Here is an 18,824-nt window from a genome sequence, read left to right as displayed (position 1 = left end):
CATCTTTATTCGATAAAAATTGGGTGACAGGTCGTTTAACCCAACTTCTTTACATTAACCGATAGGTTTTTAAGACTGTAGCGTTTCTTGCCAATTTTAGGTCAAAAGTTACCCCAATGAAAGTCTTAGTTCAAAAACTCAAAAAAGAATTTACACCTGAAAATCGATTGGCCGCCATCAGTTGTTTGGTCTTGTCAATTACCGTTTACTTTATTATGGCCATCATGGAACGTAATATTCCACTCTAACAAAACCAAATAACCAAATATCTAAGGCCGCCATTTTTTGGCGGCCTTTTACTTTCTATGTACTTTCAATGTCGTTTATAGAAGATTACCTTGTACACCATCATCGACATAGAGACCACAGGAAATGGAATAAAGGGAAACAAAATTACCGAAATCTCCATATTTAAGTTCGATGGAGCACAGATTATTGAAGAATTCACTTCATTGGTGAATCCACAATGTCCCATTCCAGCCTTTATAACCGGTTTAACCGGGATTGACGACAACATGGTGCGCAATGCACCAACCTTTTCAGAAATCGCGACGGATATTTTGCGGCTTACAGAAAATTGTGTTTTTGTTGCCCACGCGGTCAATTTCGACTACGGAGTAATCAAGGAAGAGTTTCGACAAATTGGGACAGATTTTATCAGAAAGAAATTATGTACGGTCCGATTGTCCCGAAAACTGATTCCAGGGTTACACTCTTATAGTTTGGGCAAACTTTGCTCTTTAGTGGGCATCCCTATCATAGACCGGCACCGTGCCAGAGGGGATGCCCATGCCACCGTTTTACTATTTGAAAGATTGATGGGCATTCCAAATGCCGAGATTACTTTCAAAACCTTTTTAAATGCACGAAGCCAAGAGGCAACCTTACCTCCCCATCTGCCCAAATCGGTTTTTGATGCTATTCCTCACAAACCGGGCATTTATTATTTCAAAAACAAAAAAGGGGAGATTATTTATGTCGGAAAGGCCATAAATCTTAAAAAAAGGGTTCTTGGGCATTTCTATGATAAAAGCACTAAAGAGATCCAAATGTGCAATGAAACTGCATATATTGAATTTGAACTGTCTGGAAGTGAACTGATTGCACTACTTATGGAATCCGCCGAAATAAAAAGACTGTTCCCCAAATACAACCGAGCACAAAAACGGGGGCCAAAACAGTATGCCATCTTTGATTATGAAGACCGAAACGGTATTATACATCTTGCCTACAATATCATTAAAGCGGTTCCCAACCCGATAAAAATATTTTACAATCCAACGGATTGTAGGACTTTTTTGGAGAACATATGCAAGGAGTTTTCACTTTGTCCCAAATACTGTCATTTACTGCAAACCCAAGGGGCCTGTTCACACCATGAAATTGAATCTTGTGATGGCATCTGTACTTCAAATGAACCCGTGGCCATTTATAATGAAAAGGTAAGAACAGCCATTGCCTACATGAAAAGGGCTGAGAAAGAGGTGCGGATAATTAAAGAAAAAGGGAGGAACCCAAATGAGAATGCCGTGGTGCTCATCAGCCAAGGTATGTATAAAGGGTATGGTTTTATCGATTGTCAATTGGAGATTTCTACCTTGGACGATATCGAGGCCTTTATCATTCCACAAAAAAATACATTGGAAACCCAACGGATTGTTGAGTCTATGCTCTCCAAGACCAAGACTTTCTCTTTACAATCCTAGCTTTTTATTTTTCTATACATACGAACTACAAAAACAAACCAGGCCACAAAGAATATGCCCACAATAATGGAGTATGCCAAAATAAAATCCATTACTCTCTATGTTTAAAGTAGTTCATAAAGCCCAATATGGTGGGCGCCCAGAATGCAATAAAAATTGCTTCTAGTTTTTTTCCATTAAGGAACATGACCTCCGAAACGATAATTATAGATAGTACTACAAGGAGCATGATACAATTCATTACCCCGATTTTCTCAATAAAATTTTTGAACATCAATCTACATTCAAATAAACCACAGTCTAAGATAGAGATTTAATGCGTGATCTTTTTAACTTATTTTAAGATTTTTTTAACTCTTTTGAGGTTTTGGATGCAGCGCTACCTTAAAAATACGATGATCACCATCTAAACAATCAAATCCAAGGTGGATTTCTCTTTGCTCCACCGCATAGGGATAAAATGTAATAGGTTCAATGCACACCATGTTCCTTACCTCTGTCCAACACATGAAGTGCCCAAATCCTTCTGTTTGAATAGTGATGTGGTGTTTATCTTTAAGTGTGATTGAAGTTGTATCCGCAACTTGAAGCGCCCTACTACCTACCTCTATTACTTCGTCAAGAGAGATGGTTCTTGTAGGTGTAACAATCGTCGGATGCTGCGTCTGAAGTTTAAAAGCAGGATGATATCCCAACATGAAAGGCATGCCCTGTTCACCGCTAATCTTAAAGGTGATTTCTAACTGATTTTCTTTTAGGGAAAATGATTTTTCAAATTGAAAACCATAGGGCCATTCCAAATGTTGTTTTGTTGATTTTTCAGGGTATTTGGAATTTTCAACAGGCGTGCCTGCCCTATACTCCTTTACGTAAACTGCTTCGTTTTGGCTCTCCGAAATTAGGACATATGGCAATTCCCTCAACAAACCGTGCTGGTCTTGAATTGCATTATTGCGAGGCACCTGGACTCTGAACCCAGCTTGGTCAACGGGGCCAATTATCGGAAACATCTCTGTGTCCGAACTCCGCCATCCGGGACTGCCTTTTTGATGAATAAACTGATGCCCCTCCACTTCAAAACCAACCAATTCTCCCTGGTATATACGAACCAACGAAGCATCACTTTTAAGTTCAACCATTATTTTGAATTTATGAGCCTGTAAATTAAAATGGCAGTTCGTTTGGTCAGTGCCTCTATGGTATTGAGATTAACCGTTTCTTCTGGTGTGTGGGCCCCAGTACCCATGGTTCCCAAACCATCCAAACAATCTACATACTCGGCCACAAAGGAAACATCGGCAGCTCCCCGTTTTCCCGGGTCATAAGCGAGCACCTCCCCTTGATTCAAATCGAGACTTACGCTATTGAGCGTTTTCAAAAGTCCAAGGTTTCCCTCGGTAGGCTGCATAGCCGGGTAACTGTCTGTAAAACTGATGGATGCTGAGGTATTGGGCAGATTATTGGAAACAATGCTTCGCATTTTTTCTCTGGCCCGCTCTTTTTGCTCTTCAGAAATAAATCGAAGACCACCATGTACCATCGCCCTCTGGGCCACCACATTAGTCTTCCCAAAAACCTCACCCTTACTGGTAGACTTATCAAAATTGACAAAAGTTCCTCCCAACAATGTACCAGGATTGAAGGTGAGCAAATCCTCCCCTTTTACATCGGTATAAAATTGGTGCAGAATACGTGAAATCTCAAAAATGGCCCCAGCACCTACCCGGTCATTAAAAATTCCCGAAGAGTGCGCTCGTTTTCCTTCCACCTCCAACGCCCAACCAGAGGCACCTCTTCGAGCTACAGTGGCATAATTGAATCCGGTAGAGGTCTCAAAACCCAGGGCAATATCACTTCGTTTCGCAGCTTCCACTAAAGCTTTTCTGCTGATGGACAATGGCTTTCCGGTGCTTTCCTCATCGCCTGTTAACGCCACAATAATTTGGGCATTCTTAAGCAAACCGTGTTCTTGTAATGCTTTAAGTGCATATAGTATAATGACATCTCCACCTTTCATATCATTGCCTCCAGGCGCATGGGCAATACTGTCGTTGACCATGGTAAAGGTTTGAAAAGGACTGTCTTCTTCAAAAACCGTATCCAGATGTCCTATAAGTAGTAGTTTTTTTCCTTGGTCGCCCGAAGTTTCCGCAAATAAATGGCCCGCTCGATTCATTTCGTCAGGCATGGCTATCCAACGGGTATCAAAACCAATGTCATCAAATTCGTTCTTGAATACCATGCCAACCGCTTTGACACCTTTTGCGTTCAAGGTGCCACTATTGATATTCACCACTTTCTCCAAAAAAGTAACGGCTTCTTTGTTGTTTTTTTCAATGGAAGCAACAATCCTTTTTTCGGTTCTGGAAAGCTTTTGGGCTGTTAATGATAAGACAAACAGTAAAAATAATGGGGTTAACAAATACTTCATGGCAATGGTTTTGTGTTTTCCCCGAATTTATCAAAAATTTACTCGATAAACCCCTGTTCACGCATCCAATCGTCATTGAATATTTTGCCCACATAGCGACTGCCGTGGTCATGAAATAAGACCACGACCACATCATCCTCGTTAAAATGTTCTTTCAATTGAAGTAATCCTTTGACCGCAGCACCTGCAGAGTTTCCCAAAAACATGCCTTCCTCCTTCGCCAATCGCTGGGTATACACCGCCGCGTCTTTATCCGTCACTTTGGTAAAGCCATCAATGATGTCAAAATCAACATTCTTGGGCAATATGTCCTCTCCAATGCCCTCTGTGATGTAAGGGTAGATCTCATTTTCGTCAAAAATGCCAGTTTCGTGATATTTTTTGAACACGGAACCGTAGGTGTCAATGCCCCAAACTTTAATGTCAGGGTTCTGTTCTTTGAGATATTTTCCCACTCCAGAAATGGTGCCTCCTGTGCCCACGCCTACCACAAAATGGGTTACCTTGCCATCGGTCTGCCTCCAAATCTCAGGGCCTGTCGTTAAATAATGCGCTTTGGCATTACTTGGATTATCATATTGATTGACATACCAAGAATTGGGGATTTCTGTTGATAATCTTCTTGCTGTGGAATAGTAACTTCTGGGATCATCCGGGGCAACATCGGTGGGGCATACATGAACCTCACTTCCCACGGCTTTTAAGATATCGATTTTTTCTTTGGACTGCTTGTCACTTATTACACAGATCATTCGATAACCCTTCACAACAGCCGCCAAGGCCAAGCCCATACCTGTGTTTCCAGAAGTACCTTCAATAATGGTCCCCCCGGGTTTCAAAATTCCGGCAGCTTCAGCATCCTCTATCATCTGGAGCGCCATTCTGTCCTTTACGGAGTTCCCAGGATTAAATGTTTCGTATTTGGCCAGGACCAAACAGGGCAGTTTGGCCGTTAATTTGTTCATTTTCACCAAGGGCGTGTTTCCAATGGTTTCCAAAATATTTTCTGCGTATTCCATAGTTGGGCACAAAGATAGTTTTTTGGGGTGCACATCAACCCTAAAATTATTCCAAAAAAAGATTAGAAAAAGCGGAACATTGGACTTCTTTATTCAAACTTAATCGCTTTCACGGGTGTTATTTTGGTGATGATGTAGGAGGGCAACAGAAGCATCAAAAGACACAAAAACATCACGCCCAGATTGAGCAAGATGACCATTGGCGCATTTAGATAAACCGGAATATAATCAATATAGTACTCCTCTGGATTCGGAAACTTCAGAAATCGGTATTTATGTTGAAAGTAGAGCAGTCCCAAACCTATAAGATTGCCCCAAAACAAACCAACAGCAATAAGATAGGTGGCATTGTACAGGAACACTTTTCGAATGCTCCAATTGGCAGACCCCAAAGCCTTCAAAATTCCTATCATTTGTGTACGCTCGAGAATCAAAACCAAAAGTGCCGTAATCATATTGATGCCTCCAACAATAATCATTATACCAATGATCAGAGCAATGTTAAAATCAAAAAGACCGATCCATTCGAAAATCCGGTAGTATTTGGTTTTGATGTTTTGGGTATCCAGACTTGAAACGGTCTTCCCGTATATTTCATTGCTTTTTACCTCCAACTTGTCAAAATCATCCAGAAAAACTTCAAAACTTCCAATTTGGTCCGCCTCCCATTTGTTCATGCGTTGAATATGACGGATGTCCACAAAAACATAAGTGGCGTCAAATTCTTCGAAGCCACTGTCATAGATACCAACAATCTCAAACTTTCTATTGTTAGGTGCTTTGGAAGCATCTCCATCCTTCAGAAAAAAGGAAAAAAAGGAATCACCAATGTTCAATTGCAGTCGATTGGCCATCATTCGAGACAACAAAACCTCATCATTCAACTTTTCTGAATAATTTGGTAATCTTCCTGCTACCAAATACTCCATGAAAGTGTTCCAGTTATAATCCTTACCCACCCCTTTGGCAAGCATTCCCTCGAAGGTTTCCTCGGTTCTAATAATGCCCCCTTTCAAGGCCACGGCCTGAATATGGGCCACCCCTTCTACATCTTTGAATTCTGGGTAAAACTCCTGATTGAGAGAAATTGGGGTTACCGAAACATCAGAATTATTGTTGTCGTAATTGGAAATTTGAATGTGGCCGTTGAACGCAGCTACTTTCTCCCGAATTTTGTGTTTAAGCCCCACACCGGTGGCTATGGCAATGAGCATCATGACCACTCCAATGGCAATGGCTGCAATGGCTATTTTTATTATAGGGGCGGAAATGCTAATTTTATGCTCCTTCCCTGTAATCAGGCGTTTGGCAATAAACAATTCTAAATTCAACGAATGCCCATTTTATCAGTTTTCAAAAGTACGGTTTTCTTGTTGGTTTTGGTGTTTTCTTCCTGTAAGGGACAACCAAAAGACAATGTTAAATCCCATCGCCAAGTGGATTTGGACCGCCTGCCCCAAATTGAGGTGGCCGCCAACCGTATGAATTTGTACCTGCCTGATCTCTTCGAAAAAAAGGTGGGGATTGTGGCCAACCAAACGAGTGTCGTATTTCATAACGTAGGCTACACACATTTGGTAGACTCCTTATTATCCCACAAAGTGGATGTTGTCAAGGTCTTTGCCCCAGAACATGGATTTCGGGGCACAGCGGATGCTGGAGAGCATATCAAAGATGGCGTGGATGCAAAAACTGGCCTCCCTATAATTTCATTATATGGAAAAAACCGCAAACCTTACCAAGAACAATTAGATGGTCTTGACGTTGTCGTGTTCGATATCCAAGACGTAGGCGTCCGATTCTACACCTACATCGCCACCTTGCAATTGGTCATGGAGGCTTGTGCCGAAAAAGATATTCCTGTTATCGTTCTGGATAGGCCCAATCCCAACGGTCATTATGTGGATGGCCCCACAATGATGACGGAACACTCAAGTTTTTTGGGAATGAATCCTATTCCTTTGGTTTATGGCATGACCATCGGGGAATATGCCCAAATGCTGAATGGTGAGGGTTGGCTACAAGACAGTAAAAAAGTGGAATTAAAGGTTATACCTCTCAAAAATTATACACATCAATCGGAATTTCATTTGCCAATACGGCCCTCACCGAACTTGCCCAATGATGTTTCCATAACGTTGTACCCTAGTTTAGGACTCTTTGAAGGCACCAACGTTAATGCGGGAAGGGGAACGGAGTTTCAATTCCAGCGTTACGGGGCTTCCTTTTTGGATAGTACCGCGTACGATTTTAGCTATGTGCCCCAACCAAATTTTGGCTCCAAATATCCTAAGGAAGAAGGTAAAATTTGTTATGGAAAGGATCTTTCACAAAGTGAAAGAATGAATCGGGTATCGCTTCGCTGGATTATCGATGCTTATCAAAATGCCTTGGATAAATCCAAGTTCTTCAACACGGATGGATTTACAAAACATGCAGGAACTCCCTTGCTACAACAACAGATTGAATCTGGCCTTTCCGAAGCAGCGATAAAGGCAACTTGGCAAGAAGATTTAGAGGCCTTTGAAAGAATTCGAGAAAATTATTTGATGTACGAAGAGTAGTTCATTTGCCAATTGGAAAGCTATACGTTTTTGAACCAGTTCAAGGTTTTTGGCCACAGTGAGTTTTGAAATCTTCGACTGAAAAATCCAAAATGGCCTATTTGGGATACGCCAACGTCTTCCGGGGAAATAGAAACATAGTCTTTTTCAGCATGTACAAAGGCATCATGAACGCGCATCAAAGCCTGCTTGGTGCCTATCGGATCATCAGTAATGGCAAAAGTCAACAATTTTCCTTTGAACATATCAAAATAGATTTGGTGCCCATCTTCAATCAACTGTCTGGACATATTGGAATTCAATCGTCTGGCATGCCACTGTTGTATGACCCCTTTGGGAATATCTTCCAAGATGCCCAAATGCTTCCCAGGAAAATATCCAAAAACACGTGTCAACCCTGGTAAAAAAATGTGCCACATCAAGTACAATTTCATGCTATCTCTTTCCCAGTCCTTATAATAGGCCGTTTGTGCTCCGATAGTCAATATCCCATCGACCTGTTGATTCAAAGGGCAAAGCCCCAGAAGTGTTCCGCCAATGCTGTGACCCAACATCAGGATGGAATGTTTGGTATAGTTGCGCTTAACATAGTTGATAACCGCAAATAAGTCCTTTTGGGCCCAATCCACAAAAGACGCCCTAAATCCTCTTAATTTTTTGGGTCTGGAGCCGGCAATACCCCGATAGTCATACGTAATAACCTCGAATCCATTTCCGGACATATACAAAGCATAGTTTTGATACAAATCTTGATTGACAGCGGTAGCTGAATTGATGATTAAAACCTTCTTTCGATTCTTTGATTTTTGGGCCACAAATACTTTGGCGCAAAGACCGTAACCATCACTGCAAGTAATGATAATCTCTTCGTGCATCAATAACAGTTTAGATTTGAAGGGTCATTCAAGGCTTCGCCTTTTCGGTAGTTGGTCTTCTATACTTGTGAAAAGGTTGTTTCAACAGTCCTATGATACTACTATTTTCTTTTTCGTCCGGAAAGGTATCCACACCATAAATGATTTTATCCAGGTTCATGGTCATATAGGTGCCGAACAAGCGGTCCCAAATCGAAAAAATATTACCGTAATTGGAATCGGTATAGGGTAGTTTATAATGATGGTGTACTTTGTGCATATCGGGACTAACAATGAACCAACTTATGGCATTATCCACCATTTTGGGCAGTCGTATGTTTGCATGATTGAACTGGGAAAGCACCACGGACATACTCTGGTACAACATGATGATGCCAATAGGTGCTCCAACAAGAAAAACTCCTATCAATGTGAAGAAATATCGAATAAGACTTTCCAAGGGATGATGGCGATTCGCTGTGGTCGTATCCACATTATGATCAGAATGGTGCACCAAATGCACCATCCAAAGTAGCTTTACCTTGTGTTCCACCCAATGGGCCGTGTACGCACCTATCAAATCCAAAAAAAGTAAGCCTAGCAGCACATAGAGCCATAGCGGCATCTCTGGTAACCAATTGATAATCCCAAACTGGTTGGCCACTGCCCAATCTGATGTTTTGAGCAACAAAAAGGCCAAAGGAAAATTCACTAAAATGGTCGTTAGAGTAAAGAAAAAATTGGGAACCGAATGTCGCCACTTTTTGTATGGTGCATTAAATAGGGGCACAATACCCTCTAAAATCCAGAAAAAAGTAATGCCTCCCACCAAAATAAGGCTTCGATGCCAAGAAGGTATTGTTTCGAAGTAGGTAATGATTTGTTCCATACTTCCAAAGATAAGAAATGATTAAATTTTGATTCTTCGCTTCATTTGTTCTACAATGTTGAAAGCAGCAGGACAAATGGCTACGTTCTTTAAAGTAAGATTACTGATTTGCTGAAACTTTTTTCGGTCCGTATGGGGGTATTCCCGACAGGCTTTCGGGCGCACCTCATAGATGGAACAGTAATTATCATCTCCCAAAAATGTGCAGGGAACGCTCTGGAGTACATGGTCATTGTCTTCGTCCAGTCTCAAATACGTCTTAATAAATTGGGAGGATTTCATTCGAAGATGCTTTGAAATCCGTTCAATATCCGCGTTGGTGAAAAGGGGACCCGTGGTTTTACAACAATTGGCACAGGTAAGGCAATCTGTTCGTTCAAACTCATCATTATGGAGCTCCTGCATGGTATAATCCAAATCCTTGGGAGGCCTTTTCCGCAACTTGGCAAAAAACCTCTTATTCTCTGCATGCTTTTCCCCAGCTTTTAGAGACAGTTGTTCCAATTTAATTTTCATGGAAACAAACATAAAAAAGAGATTTCAATTAAACCTTTATCTCCAATAAAAGTCACAACTTTGTAATCCAAATCAATATGGATGGAAGATGTTTTCGGAAAAGCTTTGATGGACTACCATCTTGGAAATTATACGGAAGATATCCTAACGTTTTCCTCCCTGGATGAGGAAGACGCGATTCCGCTACCCTATCTATTTCGCAATTTTGAAGCAATGCCCCTGTTGGAACAAAAGGCTATGGAAATGGCCAGGGGTTCAGTACTTGATATTGGCTGTGGAGCGGGAAATCACGCACTGTATCTTCAGGAAAAGGGAATGAAGGTAACAGCCTTGGACTCATCTGCAGGGGCTATAGAGGTTTGCAAAAAAAGAGGTGTTATAAACCCGATAAACCAGACTCTTCTCGAATACAAAGAAGAAAAGTTCGATACCCTACTACTACTGATGAATGGCGTTGGATTGGCAGGAACTCTAGACCATCTAAATGTTTTTTTACGGCATTTGACATCTCTTCTGAAACCCAATGGGCAAATACTACTGGATTCCAGTGATATCATCTACATGTTCAACCAGGATGATGATGGTGGCTATTGGATTCCATCGAACGGCAATTACTACGGCGAGGTAACCTTTGTGATGCGTTACAAAGGCAATAAAACCGCTCCATTTCCTTGGCTTTACATTGATTACAATACGCTTCAAAATGCATGCGCCGCGAACAATTTATCCTGCGAACTGGTACTATTGGGCCCGCATTACGACTATTTAGCTAAACTTTCATTAAAAGAATACTAGAAATAACCTTTATAACGTTCTTCTTTAATAGTTTTAAAGCATGAAAAAGAGAAAGTTGTTTTTGCCATTAATGGTAATGGTGTTTTTATTCGGGTGTTCTTCAGACAATGAAACCAACTCTGGAGGCACTAATGTCACTATAGATAAATCTGCAAATCTTTTGGCAACGGGTGCTTCTGCCAACGACCTTTTATCCAATAACAATTTTGATCAATTATTGATTGAAATCGCATACGTTACTGGCTTTAGACCAACTGACGAGGCCTTGGAAAATTTTGAGAATTTTCTAATGCAAAGAACATTTAAGCAGAACATTCAATTTAGCTTTAATGAACTGCCATCCCCCAACGAAGAAACTCTTTTGTTGGATGAAATAGTAGACCTTGAATCCGAAAATAGAACCGCATACAATCAAGGGGGGACCTTAGCGATATATATTTATTTTGCTGATGCCCCAGCAGATTCCGATGATGAGAGCGAAGGGGTTGTCTCCCTAGGTGCCGTCTACAGAAATACCTCTATGGTAATTTATGAAAAGACACTTCGCGATTTAGTGGGGAATAGTGTTATCGTAACCGTTTCTGATGTTGAAACGGCGACGTTGAATCACGAATTTGGCCATTTATTTGGATTGGTCAATTTGGGCACTACCCCGGTAAATGACCATGAAGACCCGGATGCTGAAAACCACTGTGTTGTGAATGGATGTTTGATGCGTGCCGAACTTCAGTTTGGTGGAACGATGATGAAAGCTATGGAAAGTAATACTTCAAAAGGTCTTGCTGCGGTACCGGAACTCGACGCAGAATGTATTTTGGACCTGCAAAGTAATGGCGGGCGCTAATTTATAGTGTATTAGGGTATATTCAGGTATTTATGTGTTTGTAGGGACACTTTCCATTTAGGATTTTTCATTACGTAGTCCACAATTAAGGGAACCACTTTTTCCCGAACACTCCATTCTGGTTGAAGATATAACACACAATCTTCACTTACCTTGGCAGCCTGTTCTTCTGCAAATATAAAATCGTGCTTGTTGTAAACAATTACCTTGAGCTCATGAGCCTTTTTATGGATATCGCCGACAGGAAGCTTGTTTTTCTTTGGGGATAGACAAATCCAGTCCCAGGTTCCGGTCAAGGGGTATGCCCCTGAGGTTTCGATATGGGTTTTTAACTCCCTTTCTTTTAGACCAAATGTCAGCGGGCCCATGTCCCAGGTTAACGGCTCACCTCCAGTCACCACAATAGTATCGGAAAATTTGGTGGCATTATCAATAATGCTATATATAGGCGTAGGAGGATGGGTCTCGGCATTCCAACTTTCCTTAACATCGCACCAATGACATCCCACATCACAACCTCCCACCCGTATAAAATACGCCGCGGTACCTTTATGAAATCCTTCCCCTTGAATGGTGTAAAATTCCTCCATTAAGGGCAACATCAGTCCTTTTTCCACCAAGTCCATTACGTTTTCACTAACCATAATGCAAAGATAGGTATATGGCAAAAGAGCGGACAAACTATTTGGCGGGAAGTGGTAACAAATCAGCAATAAATACGTCTACTTCCTAAAACCATCCCTATGAAAAACAATAAGTCCAAGGCCCGTGTGGCCGGATTGCTTTACTTTATTGTAGTTATCACTGGAATTTTTTCGTTGATGTATGTTCCATCAAAACTTATTGTTTGGGACAATTCGCAGCAAACCTTGGAAAACATTCAAAGCTCTGAAAGCCTATTCCGGCTGGGAATATTGGCAGAATCCATCAGCTTTACCGCTTTTTTGCTTCTTCCACTGGTCCTTTACAGTTTATTAAAACAGGTGAACAAGTCCTATGCCGTTGTGATGGTGGCCCTGGTGCTACCAAGCGTTCCCATTTTTTTCAGTGCTTTGTTGAATAAATTTGCTGTACTCTCAACAATCTCCGGACCTGAAAATTCCGCATGGTCCAAAGCGGAACAAGTCATGTTTTACATGCATCAATTTAACGATGGTAACCTTTTGGGACAGAATTTTTGGGCTTTATGGCTTTTTCCGTTCGGGTATCTTGTATTCAAATCTGGGTTTCTTCCCAAATTATTGGGTTACCTTCTTATGGTAGGAAGCGTAGGTTACTATCTGGACTTTTTGGGAAGAATAGCGATTCCCAATTATTCGGGCTTCATCATTGCCGACTATATCACTATTCCTGCCAGCATTGGAGAAATAGGGATCTGCCTGTGGTTATTGATAATGGGCACCAAGGAAAAGGAATGACTATTTAATCGCCATTGCTTCAATCTCAATTTTGGCATTTCGAGCCAAACCACTGGCAGCAAAGGTAGTCCTGGCAGGTTTTTTGGTAAAATGCTTGGAATAAATCTCATTGAAGGCTCCAAAATCGTCCATGGTGCTCAAAATCACCGTGCACTTGACCACATTGTCCAAGGTCATGCCATGCTGGGCCAAGACAGCTTTGATGTTCATAATGACCTGTTCGGTCTCTGCCTGTATGCCACCTTCAACCATGGTTCTGGTGGAATGGTCCATGCCAATCTGCCCAGCCAAAAAGAACAGGTTTCCTGCCTGAACGGCATCACTGAATGGAGCTTGCTGCTTTTTCACTTCGTGGGATTTATGGAAAACCAGTTCCGTACCTTCTTGGGCATGGGTTGAAAAACTCAGTCCAAGCATCAAAACAAAAAGCAAAACATATTGAAAGCGTTTCATAAGCGCATTTTTAGATTTGCTTAAAATTACCCTATTTTTATCGGAAATTGAACGGAATGGACCGCAAAGAAAAATTCTTTAATCATATTGAAAAGGGATACGCCACCAAAGGTGACTTCATTACCATGGGTGCTGGCATGCTGGATGGTGAAACGGTGACCAAGGCTTTTATAAAGATACCCCTAAAAACTCTGAACCGCCACGGCCTCATTGCGGGAGCCACAGGAACTGGAAAAACCAAAACCTTGCAAGTATTGGCCGAAAATCTTTCCGAAAAGGGCATTCCGGTTCTATTGATGGACCTAAAAGGTGATTTGAGCGGTATAGCCCAACCTAGTCCGGGACATCCCAAAATTGATGAACGTCACGAAAAAATTGGATTGCCCTTTGAAGCTAAAGGGTTTCCCGTGGAGATTTTGTCACTCTCGGAACAAGATGGGGTCAGATTGCGAGCCACCGTATCTGAGTTTGGTCCTGTCCTACTTTCCAGAATATTGGACCTGACCGTTACCCAAGAAGGGATTGTGGCCGTTGTCTTCAAATACTGCGATGACAACAAACTGCCCTTGTTGGACTTAAAAGACTTTAAAAAAGTATTGCAATATGCCACCGGAGAAGGAAAGAAAGAGTTCCAAGAATCCTATGGTCGTATCTCCACCAGTTCTACTGGCACCATCCTTAGAAAAATCATTGAATTGGAGCAACAAGGAGCTGACTTATTTTTTGGAGAAAAATCCTTCGAAGTTGATGATTTAGTCCGAATTGATGAAAATGGCAAGGGGTATATCAATATCATTCGCCTTACCGATATTCAGGACCGACCCAAACTATTCTCCACATTTATGTTGAGCCTTTTGGCCGAGATTTACTCGACCTTTCCTGAGCAGGGCGATAGTGATAGACCCGAACTGATTCTCTTTATTGATGAAGCACATTTGATTTTTGACAATGCCTCCAAAGCGCTTTTGGACCAGATTGAGAGCATTGTGAAATTAATACGTTCCAAAGGAATCGGACTTTATTTCGTGACCCAAAACCCCACCGATGTACCCGATGATGTGTTGGCACAGCTTGGGTTGAAGGTACAGCATGCCCTCAGGGCTTTTACGGCAAAAGACCGAAAAGCGATAAAGTTGACCGCGGAGAACTACCCCATTTCGGAATTCTACGACACCAAGGAGGTACTGACCTCTTTGGGAATTGGCGAAGCATTGATATCCGCTTTGGATGAAAAAGGTAGGCCAACGCCTTTAGCCGCAACCTTGCTACGTGCACCGATGAGTCGCATGGACATTTTGACGGATGCTGAATTGAAGAAAACCATCGGAAAATCGAAGCTGGTCAAAAAATATAATGATGAGATTAATCGCGAAAGTGCTTATGAAATTTTGAATGAAAAAATTAAAAAGGCAGAAAAGGAAGCAGAAAAAGAGAAGGACCAAAAAACATCCTCAAGAAGAAGAACTTCCACAAGACGAAGCACGAGAATGAACCCGGTGGTAAAAGTCCTTACCAGCGCCACCTTTATCCGTGGGGTTTTAGGTGTGCTTAAGAAAGTGATTCGTTGACGCTAAAATTATTACAGTTTTGAAAAGGCACATCGAAAATGCGGAACATTACCATTGGGGAGAAGGTTGCGATGGATGGCATCTCGTCAAAACTGATTCATTGAGCATTATACAAGAGACAATGCCCCCCAAAACAGCAGAAAAACCCCATTATCATAAGTATTCGCAACAGTTTTTCTATGTTTTGCAGGGCAGACTCGTAATAAAACTTCAGAATGTGTCTTATAGTCTGGCAAAGGGCGAAGGTTTTCATTTAGCACCTGGAATCCAGCATCAGATAATAAACGATTCGGATAGCTCATCACATTTTCTGGTCATATCCGAACCAACAACCAAAAATGATAGAATTGAAGAATCCACTTAGAAAAAAATGAAGAACCCATATCATGTCGCCTTATATTTTTTGTTATTAACGGTTTCCTTCAACTGTTCGAAGAAAGACACCGCTTTTCTTATTACCGAACAAAGTGTGGGTCCCTTATTGAAAACGACTCAAGTATCCCAATTGGAATCGGTTTTTGTGAGGGATTCGATAGTACAGGATACTTCAACCATTAAAGTGGGAAAAACAACGAAAATCAAGATTTTCACAAAAAGCGGAAAGCATCTGTTAACGCTTACCCCTTCATTAGATAGTATTCCCACCATTGAAAATGTAAGGGTTTTTGATGCTCGCTACCAAACTGACAAAGGTATTGGCCTAAGAAGTACTTTTCGCGAAATCCAAAAAAATTATTCCATCAAAAAAATAGTGACCACTTTGAACAGCGTGGTTATTTTTCCAAGGGAAAGCAACCTATATTTTACTATCGACAAGGAAGAACTGCCTACCAACCTACGATATACAACATCCAATATTGAAGCGGTGCAAATACCTGGAACGGCCAAAATAAAGTATTTGATGATTGGGTGGGATTAGTCACACCGTTAACAAATTCCTAAACCTAAAGGTTTTCTGGCCGCATTTGGGTAATTTGTGTGAAAACCAATCCAAATGAAAAACCTTTTATTATCCCTGTTTCTGTTTCCTTTGACTTTGTTGGCTCAATATGATTATGAGCCTTCATCAGAACATCCGTATGGGCTCCCAAACCCTGAAGCTCCCAAAGAGTTGTTGGATTTTGCACCTATGATCGGGGAATGCAACTGCATATCGGAGTTGCGAAACCCTGACCAAACGTGGGCTGAGCCAACAAACATGGTTTGGCGTTTCAAATATATCATGAATGGCATGGGGGTTCAGGATGAAACCCTAAAAGAAGACGGCACCTATTCCGGAAGCATCAGACAGTTTATCCCGGATAGCACCAAATGGTATGTGCACTATTATAGTCATCCGAGAGCATCTCCTACATTGCCAGCCTGGGAAGGAGGAAAAACTGAGGACGGAAATATAGTACTCTACCGCGAGTCAAAGGCACCAAACGGAATGGACGGTTATTACAGACTTACCTTTTATGACATGGATGAGAAAGGTTACAAGTGGGTTGGGGAATGGGTCGACAAAACGGAATCCATAGTATTCCCAACTTGGAAAATCGACTGCTCCGGAGCAAAAGTTTCAAAAAATGAGGCCCATGAAAAGGAGAAAATACTGGAGGCTACCCGAAATTTTTCAACCGCTTTTATCAATGGTGATTATGAAACTATTGCCAACAGCTATACCTTGGATGCCAAGATTTTTCCAAATAATGCCGATATCATCTCCAGCAGGGAAGCAATCAAAGCCAAATGGATGCAAGGGGCTGGAGCCAAAATCCTCCATCATGAAATCCTACCACAAGAAATCAAGTTTTTTGGTAATTACGCCCATGATTACGGATACTATCAGGGAAAAACCGAACGTAAAGATGGTTCTGTGGTCGACTGGAAAGGAAAATATGTAGTAGTCTGGAAAAAAGAAAATGGCAATTGGAAAATGTACTTGGATATTTGGAATCGAATCCAGGACTAAAGCAATCCATATTTTTCGCGATTCGCCAATACCTTGGGACTGTTGGTCTGCATCCACTCGGTCAGTTCCAATAATTTTTCCACATAGGTCTGTCCAAATTCAGTTAAACTGTACTCTACTCTGATAGGAACCTCTTTGTATGCTTTGCGCTTTAGATATCCATCAGCCTCCAATACTTTTAGTCGCTGACTTAAGACCTTGTTGGAAATTCCGTAGACATATTTTTTAAGCTTGTTGAATCGTAACACATGAAAAAAACCCAGCCAAAGAAGAATCAAAGTGCTCCACTGGTCAGAAGCCACCGACATCACATCCCGCACTGGACAAAGTTCAGGCGGATTCTTGTAATCAATATGCCCAAACATTTTTTCTAATTTTTTTGCCGTTCTAATCTTCTGATTTTCAACTACAGTTTCCATTGTTATACTTGGTAGGGGTTAAGTGACTTCTTTTATTTTACAAAATGAATGTGTATTTTTAGTTTCTTTAATAGAGTAAGTTACAAAAAGTAACCTTATGAAAAAACTCCTGACCAAAATACTTCCATTGGCTTATGGTCAATTTTTTAACCTCTATGCCTTTTTTGCTCCCCAAAAAGCCGCTCATTCCGCTTTTACCCTATTTTGTAGAGTACGAAGAGGTCGTGTTCTGCCACAGCAAAAGACATTTTTAGAAGTATCCAAGATGGACATTGAAGAAGTTTCGGGCCATCAACTGCAATCATATCGATGGGAGGGGCGTAAAGAGACTGTGCTGTTGGTGCATGGTTGGGAAAGTAATGCCTTTAGGTGGCGAAACCTCATCAAAAAGCTTAAAGAAGCTGATTTCAACATCATCGCTTTTGATGCTCCCGCACATGGCCATTCCTCCGGAAAATTACTGTATGTACCCCTTTATGAAGAAGCAGTTCACCATATGATAAAAAAATATGACCCCAAACATGTAATCGGACACTCTGTGGGTGGAATGACCTTAATCTACAATGAATACAATAATCCAAATCCACAAGTTGATAAGATGGTCATTATCGGAGCTCCTTCGGAGTTCCACGAAATAATGGGACACTATCAGGATTTACTTCGATTCAACGACAGAGTGATGCAGACCTTGGACAATTACATCTTAAAACGTTTTGGATTCCGCATCCATGATTTTTCAGCGTCCAGGTTTGTAAAAAACAATACGAAAAAGGGACTTCTTTTTCATGACCGATTTGATGCCATTGCACCTTATCATGCTTCGGTTGCGGTGCACGAAGCGTGGAAAGGAAGCCAATTGGTAACTACGGAAGGTTTGGGACATTCCATGCATCAGGAAGAAGTCAACAATCAAATCATTGATTTTTTGGAAGCTTAGCAAAGAAGTTTTACTTTACTTAAAAAATCATTCATGCAAAAAATAACTCCTTTCCACATCGCCATTCCGGTACATAATCTGGATGCATGTAGAACATTTTATAGCGAAATTCTTGGGTGCGAAGAAGGTAGAAGCAGTGATCATTGGGTAGATTTCAATCTTTTTGGGCATCAATTGGTCATTCATTACAAGCCCAAGTCAGAAGAAGATTTGCACACCAACCCAGTGGATGGTAAAAATGTCCCTGTGCCCCACTACGGCGTGGTGCTTCCATGGGATACGTTTCAGTCATTTTCCAAACAATTGAAAGAAAAGGGAGTTAAGTTCATTATTGAGCCCTACATCCGTTTTGAAGGTGAAGTAGGAGAGCAAGCGACCATGTTTTTTCTAGATCCTGCTGGAAATGCCTTGGAATTTAAAGCTTTCAAGGACATTGGGCAACTGTTTGCCAAGTAGG

The 18,824-nt window shown here is 41.3% G+C and carries 22 protein-coding genes; 12 read left to right on the top strand and 10 right to left on the bottom strand.

Annotated elements, in window-relative coordinates; translation table 11 throughout:
* Positions 1 to 116 precede the first annotated feature (116 nt).
* Positions 117 to 248 (top strand): hypothetical protein, encoded by a 132-nt coding sequence (locus GTQ34_RS16875; RefSeq protein WP_262885616.1) that lies wholly within the window; start codon positions 117 to 119, stop codon positions 246 to 248.
* 90 nt (positions 249 to 338) lie between these two features.
* On the top strand, positions 339 to 1,706 hold the full coding sequence (locus GTQ34_RS13875; protein ID WP_166524409.1) for an exonuclease domain-containing protein: 1,368 nt from the start codon (positions 339 to 341) through the stop codon (positions 1,704 to 1,706).
* Between the two features lie 350 nt (positions 1,707 to 2,056).
* Here GTQ34_RS13875 and GTQ34_RS13870 read toward each other — a convergent pair whose 3' ends face one another.
* The 4 genes from GTQ34_RS13870 to GTQ34_RS13855 all read right to left on the bottom strand — a co-directional run bounded on the left by GTQ34_RS13870 (position 2,057) and on the right by GTQ34_RS13855 (position 6,487).
* Positions 2,057 to 2,845, bottom strand: a complete 789-nt coding sequence (locus GTQ34_RS13870) for an aldose epimerase family protein (protein ID WP_166524408.1) — start codon at positions 2,843 to 2,845, stop codon at positions 2,057 to 2,059.
* On the bottom strand, positions 2,845 to 4,137 hold the full coding sequence (locus GTQ34_RS13865; protein ID WP_166524407.1) for a M20/M25/M40 family metallo-hydrolase: 1,293 nt from the start codon (positions 4,135 to 4,137) through the stop codon (positions 2,845 to 2,847). The genes GTQ34_RS13870 and GTQ34_RS13865 overlap by 1 nt, the downstream gene beginning before the upstream one ends.
* A 38-nt stretch (positions 4,138 to 4,175) precedes the next feature.
* Positions 4,176 to 5,156: a PLP-dependent cysteine synthase family protein gene (locus GTQ34_RS13860; RefSeq protein ID WP_166524406.1), complete on the bottom strand. Its 981-nt coding sequence runs from the start codon at positions 5,154 to 5,156 to the stop codon at positions 4,176 to 4,178.
* Positions 5,157 to 5,245: 89 nt separating this feature from the next.
* Positions 5,246 to 6,487, bottom strand: coding sequence for an ABC transporter permease (locus tag GTQ34_RS13855; protein WP_166524405.1), 1,242 nt, complete (start codon positions 6,485 to 6,487; stop codon positions 5,246 to 5,248).
* Positions 6,488 to 6,490: 3 nt separating this feature from the next.
* On the opposite strand from GTQ34_RS13855, the gene GTQ34_RS13850 reads away from it, so the two are divergent.
* On the top strand, positions 6,491 to 7,720 hold the full coding sequence (locus tag GTQ34_RS13850) for an exo-beta-N-acetylmuramidase NamZ family protein (RefSeq protein ID WP_166524404.1): 1,230 nt from the start codon (positions 6,491 to 6,493) through the stop codon (positions 7,718 to 7,720).
* Positions 7,721 to 7,740: 20 nt separating this feature from the next.
* Here GTQ34_RS13850 and GTQ34_RS13845 read toward each other — a convergent pair whose 3' ends face one another.
* Genes GTQ34_RS13845 through GTQ34_RS13835 form a run of 3 tightly spaced genes read right to left on the bottom strand, consistent with a single transcriptional unit; the run spans position 7,741 to position 9,979 of the window.
* Entirely contained in the window at positions 7,741 to 8,595 is an 855-nt protein-coding gene (locus GTQ34_RS13845) for an alpha/beta hydrolase family protein (RefSeq protein ID WP_166524403.1), read from the bottom strand.
* Between the two features lie 28 nt (positions 8,596 to 8,623).
* Positions 8,624 to 9,463 carry a sterol desaturase family protein gene (locus GTQ34_RS13840; protein ID WP_166524402.1) on the bottom strand — a complete coding sequence of 280 codons (840 nt, stop codon included), beginning with the start codon at positions 9,461 to 9,463 and terminating at the stop codon, positions 8,624 to 8,626.
* Positions 9,464 to 9,484: 21 nt separating this feature from the next.
* Positions 9,485 to 9,979 (bottom strand): YkgJ family cysteine cluster protein, encoded by a 495-nt coding sequence (locus GTQ34_RS13835; protein ID WP_166524401.1) that lies wholly within the window; start codon positions 9,977 to 9,979, stop codon positions 9,485 to 9,487.
* 81 nt (positions 9,980 to 10,060) lie between these two features.
* Between GTQ34_RS13835 and GTQ34_RS13830 the strand changes: the two genes are divergently transcribed.
* Both GTQ34_RS13830 and GTQ34_RS13825 read left to right on the top strand, forming a co-directional pair.
* Positions 10,061 to 10,774, top strand: coding sequence for a class I SAM-dependent methyltransferase (locus tag GTQ34_RS13830; RefSeq protein ID WP_166524400.1), 714 nt, complete (start codon positions 10,061 to 10,063; stop codon positions 10,772 to 10,774).
* A 40-nt stretch (positions 10,775 to 10,814) separates the two neighbouring features.
* Positions 10,815 to 11,618 (top strand): hypothetical protein, encoded by an 804-nt coding sequence (locus tag GTQ34_RS13825; protein ID WP_166524399.1) that lies wholly within the window; start codon positions 10,815 to 10,817, stop codon positions 11,616 to 11,618.
* 11 nt (positions 11,619 to 11,629) lie between these two features.
* On the opposite strand, the gene GTQ34_RS13820 is transcribed toward GTQ34_RS13825, so the two are convergent.
* Positions 11,630 to 12,262 (bottom strand): 7-carboxy-7-deazaguanine synthase QueE, encoded by a 633-nt coding sequence (locus GTQ34_RS13820; RefSeq protein ID WP_166524398.1) that lies wholly within the window; start codon positions 12,260 to 12,262, stop codon positions 11,630 to 11,632.
* A gap of 99 nt (positions 12,263 to 12,361) precedes the next feature.
* On the opposite strand from GTQ34_RS13820, the gene GTQ34_RS13815 reads away from it, so the two are divergent.
* Positions 12,362 to 13,036: a DUF4386 domain-containing protein gene (locus GTQ34_RS13815; protein WP_166524397.1), complete on the top strand. Its 675-nt coding sequence runs from the start codon at positions 12,362 to 12,364 to the stop codon at positions 13,034 to 13,036.
* On the opposite strand, the gene GTQ34_RS13810 is transcribed toward GTQ34_RS13815, so the two are convergent.
* On the bottom strand, positions 13,037 to 13,489 hold the full coding sequence (locus GTQ34_RS13810; RefSeq protein ID WP_166524396.1) for a Rid family detoxifying hydrolase: 453 nt from the start codon (positions 13,487 to 13,489) through the stop codon (positions 13,037 to 13,039). It abuts the gene before it with no gap.
* Positions 13,490 to 13,545: 56 nt separating this feature from the next.
* Here GTQ34_RS13810 and GTQ34_RS13805 point away from each other — a divergent pair, with 56 nt between their 5' ends.
* The 4 genes from GTQ34_RS13805 (at position 13,546) to GTQ34_RS13790 (ending at position 17,011) form a co-directional block, all read left to right on the top strand.
* The gene (locus GTQ34_RS13805) at positions 13,546 to 15,057 is read left to right on the top strand and encodes a helicase HerA-like domain-containing protein (RefSeq protein ID WP_166524395.1); all 1,512 of its coding nucleotides are present in this window, start codon (positions 13,546 to 13,548) and stop codon (positions 15,055 to 15,057) included.
* Positions 15,058 to 15,076: 19 nt separating this feature from the next.
* Entirely contained in the window at positions 15,077 to 15,421 is a 345-nt protein-coding gene (locus tag GTQ34_RS13800) for a cupin domain-containing protein (protein WP_208103899.1), read from the top strand.
* Positions 15,422 to 15,427: 6 nt separating this feature from the next.
* Positions 15,428 to 15,976 (top strand): hypothetical protein, encoded by a 549-nt coding sequence (locus GTQ34_RS13795; protein WP_166524394.1) that lies wholly within the window; start codon positions 15,428 to 15,430, stop codon positions 15,974 to 15,976.
* A gap of 75 nt (positions 15,977 to 16,051) precedes the next feature.
* Positions 16,052 to 17,011: a YybH family protein gene (locus tag GTQ34_RS13790; RefSeq protein ID WP_166524393.1), complete on the top strand. Its 960-nt coding sequence runs from the start codon at positions 16,052 to 16,054 to the stop codon at positions 17,009 to 17,011.
* Here the strand turns inward: GTQ34_RS13790 and GTQ34_RS13785 are convergent.
* On the bottom strand, positions 17,008 to 17,430 hold the full coding sequence (locus tag GTQ34_RS13785) for a winged helix-turn-helix transcriptional regulator (RefSeq protein ID WP_166524392.1): 423 nt from the start codon (positions 17,428 to 17,430) through the stop codon (positions 17,008 to 17,010). The two genes, GTQ34_RS13790 and GTQ34_RS13785, sit on opposite strands and share 4 nt — an antisense overlap.
* A gap of 97 nt (positions 17,431 to 17,527) precedes the next feature.
* On the opposite strand from GTQ34_RS13785, the gene GTQ34_RS13780 reads away from it, so the two are divergent.
* Positions 17,528 to 18,367 carry an alpha/beta fold hydrolase gene (locus tag GTQ34_RS13780; RefSeq protein ID WP_166524391.1) on the top strand — a complete coding sequence of 280 codons (840 nt, stop codon included), beginning with the start codon at positions 17,528 to 17,530 and terminating at the stop codon, positions 18,365 to 18,367.
* Positions 18,368 to 18,400: 33 nt separating this feature from the next.
* Positions 18,401 to 18,823 carry a VOC family protein gene (locus GTQ34_RS13775; protein ID WP_166524390.1) on the top strand — a complete coding sequence of 141 codons (423 nt, stop codon included), beginning with the start codon at positions 18,401 to 18,403 and terminating at the stop codon, positions 18,821 to 18,823.
* Position 18,824 lies beyond the last annotated feature (1 nt).

Origin of the sequence: Flagellimonas ochracea (assembly GCF_009903685.1) — a bacterium.
Classification (GTDB): Bacteria; Bacteroidota; Bacteroidia; order Flavobacteriales; family Flavobacteriaceae; genus Flagellimonas; species Flagellimonas ochracea.
Note: the sequence above shows the minus strand (reverse complement) of the source record. Positions and strands in the feature narration are given on the sequence as shown.

Excerpts from the sequence above, each read along its gene's own strand:
- GTQ34_RS16875 (WP_262885616.1), top strand. The coding sequence starts at position 117 with ATGAAAGTCTTAGTTCAAAAACTCAAAAAAGAATTTACACCTGAAAAT.
- GTQ34_RS13870 (WP_166524408.1), bottom strand. The coding sequence starts at position 2,845 with ATGGTTGAACTTAAAAGTGATGCTTCGTTGGTTCGTATATACCAGGGA.
- GTQ34_RS13865 (WP_166524407.1), bottom strand. The coding sequence starts at position 4,137 with ATGAAGTATTTGTTAACCCCATTATTTTTACTGTTTGTCTTATCATTA.
- GTQ34_RS13860 (WP_166524406.1), bottom strand. The coding sequence starts at position 5,156 with ATGGAATACGCAGAAAATATTTTGGAAACCATTGGAAACACGCCCTTG.
- GTQ34_RS13850 (WP_166524404.1), top strand. The coding sequence starts at position 6,491 with ATGCCCATTTTATCAGTTTTCAAAAGTACGGTTTTCTTGTTGGTTTTG.
- GTQ34_RS13845 (WP_166524403.1), bottom strand. The coding sequence starts at position 8,595 with ATGCACGAAGAGATTATCATTACTTGCAGTGATGGTTACGGTCTTTGC.
- GTQ34_RS13840 (WP_166524402.1), bottom strand. The coding sequence starts at position 9,463 with ATGGAACAAATCATTACCTACTTCGAAACAATACCTTCTTGGCATCGA.
- GTQ34_RS13835 (WP_166524401.1), bottom strand. The coding sequence starts at position 9,979 with ATGAAAATTAAATTGGAACAACTGTCTCTAAAAGCTGGGGAAAAGCAT.
- GTQ34_RS13830 (WP_166524400.1), top strand. The coding sequence starts at position 10,061 with ATGGAAGATGTTTTCGGAAAAGCTTTGATGGACTACCATCTTGGAAAT.
- GTQ34_RS13825 (WP_166524399.1), top strand. The coding sequence starts at position 10,815 with ATGAAAAAGAGAAAGTTGTTTTTGCCATTAATGGTAATGGTGTTTTTA.
- GTQ34_RS13820 (WP_166524398.1), bottom strand. The coding sequence starts at position 12,262 with ATGGTTAGTGAAAACGTAATGGACTTGGTGGAAAAAGGACTGATGTTG.
- GTQ34_RS13815 (WP_166524397.1), top strand. The coding sequence starts at position 12,362 with ATGAAAAACAATAAGTCCAAGGCCCGTGTGGCCGGATTGCTTTACTTT.
- GTQ34_RS13810 (WP_166524396.1), bottom strand. The coding sequence starts at position 13,489 with ATGAAACGCTTTCAATATGTTTTGCTTTTTGTTTTGATGCTTGGACTG.
- GTQ34_RS13805 (WP_166524395.1), top strand. The coding sequence starts at position 13,546 with ATGGACCGCAAAGAAAAATTCTTTAATCATATTGAAAAGGGATACGCC.
- GTQ34_RS13795 (WP_166524394.1), top strand. The coding sequence starts at position 15,428 with ATGAAGAACCCATATCATGTCGCCTTATATTTTTTGTTATTAACGGTT.
- GTQ34_RS13790 (WP_166524393.1), top strand. The coding sequence starts at position 16,052 with ATGAAAAACCTTTTATTATCCCTGTTTCTGTTTCCTTTGACTTTGTTG.
- GTQ34_RS13785 (WP_166524392.1), bottom strand. The coding sequence starts at position 17,430 with ATGGAAACTGTAGTTGAAAATCAGAAGATTAGAACGGCAAAAAAATTA.
- GTQ34_RS13780 (WP_166524391.1), top strand. The coding sequence starts at position 17,528 with ATGAAAAAACTCCTGACCAAAATACTTCCATTGGCTTATGGTCAATTT.
- GTQ34_RS13775 (WP_166524390.1), top strand. The coding sequence starts at position 18,401 with ATGCAAAAAATAACTCCTTTCCACATCGCCATTCCGGTACATAATCTG.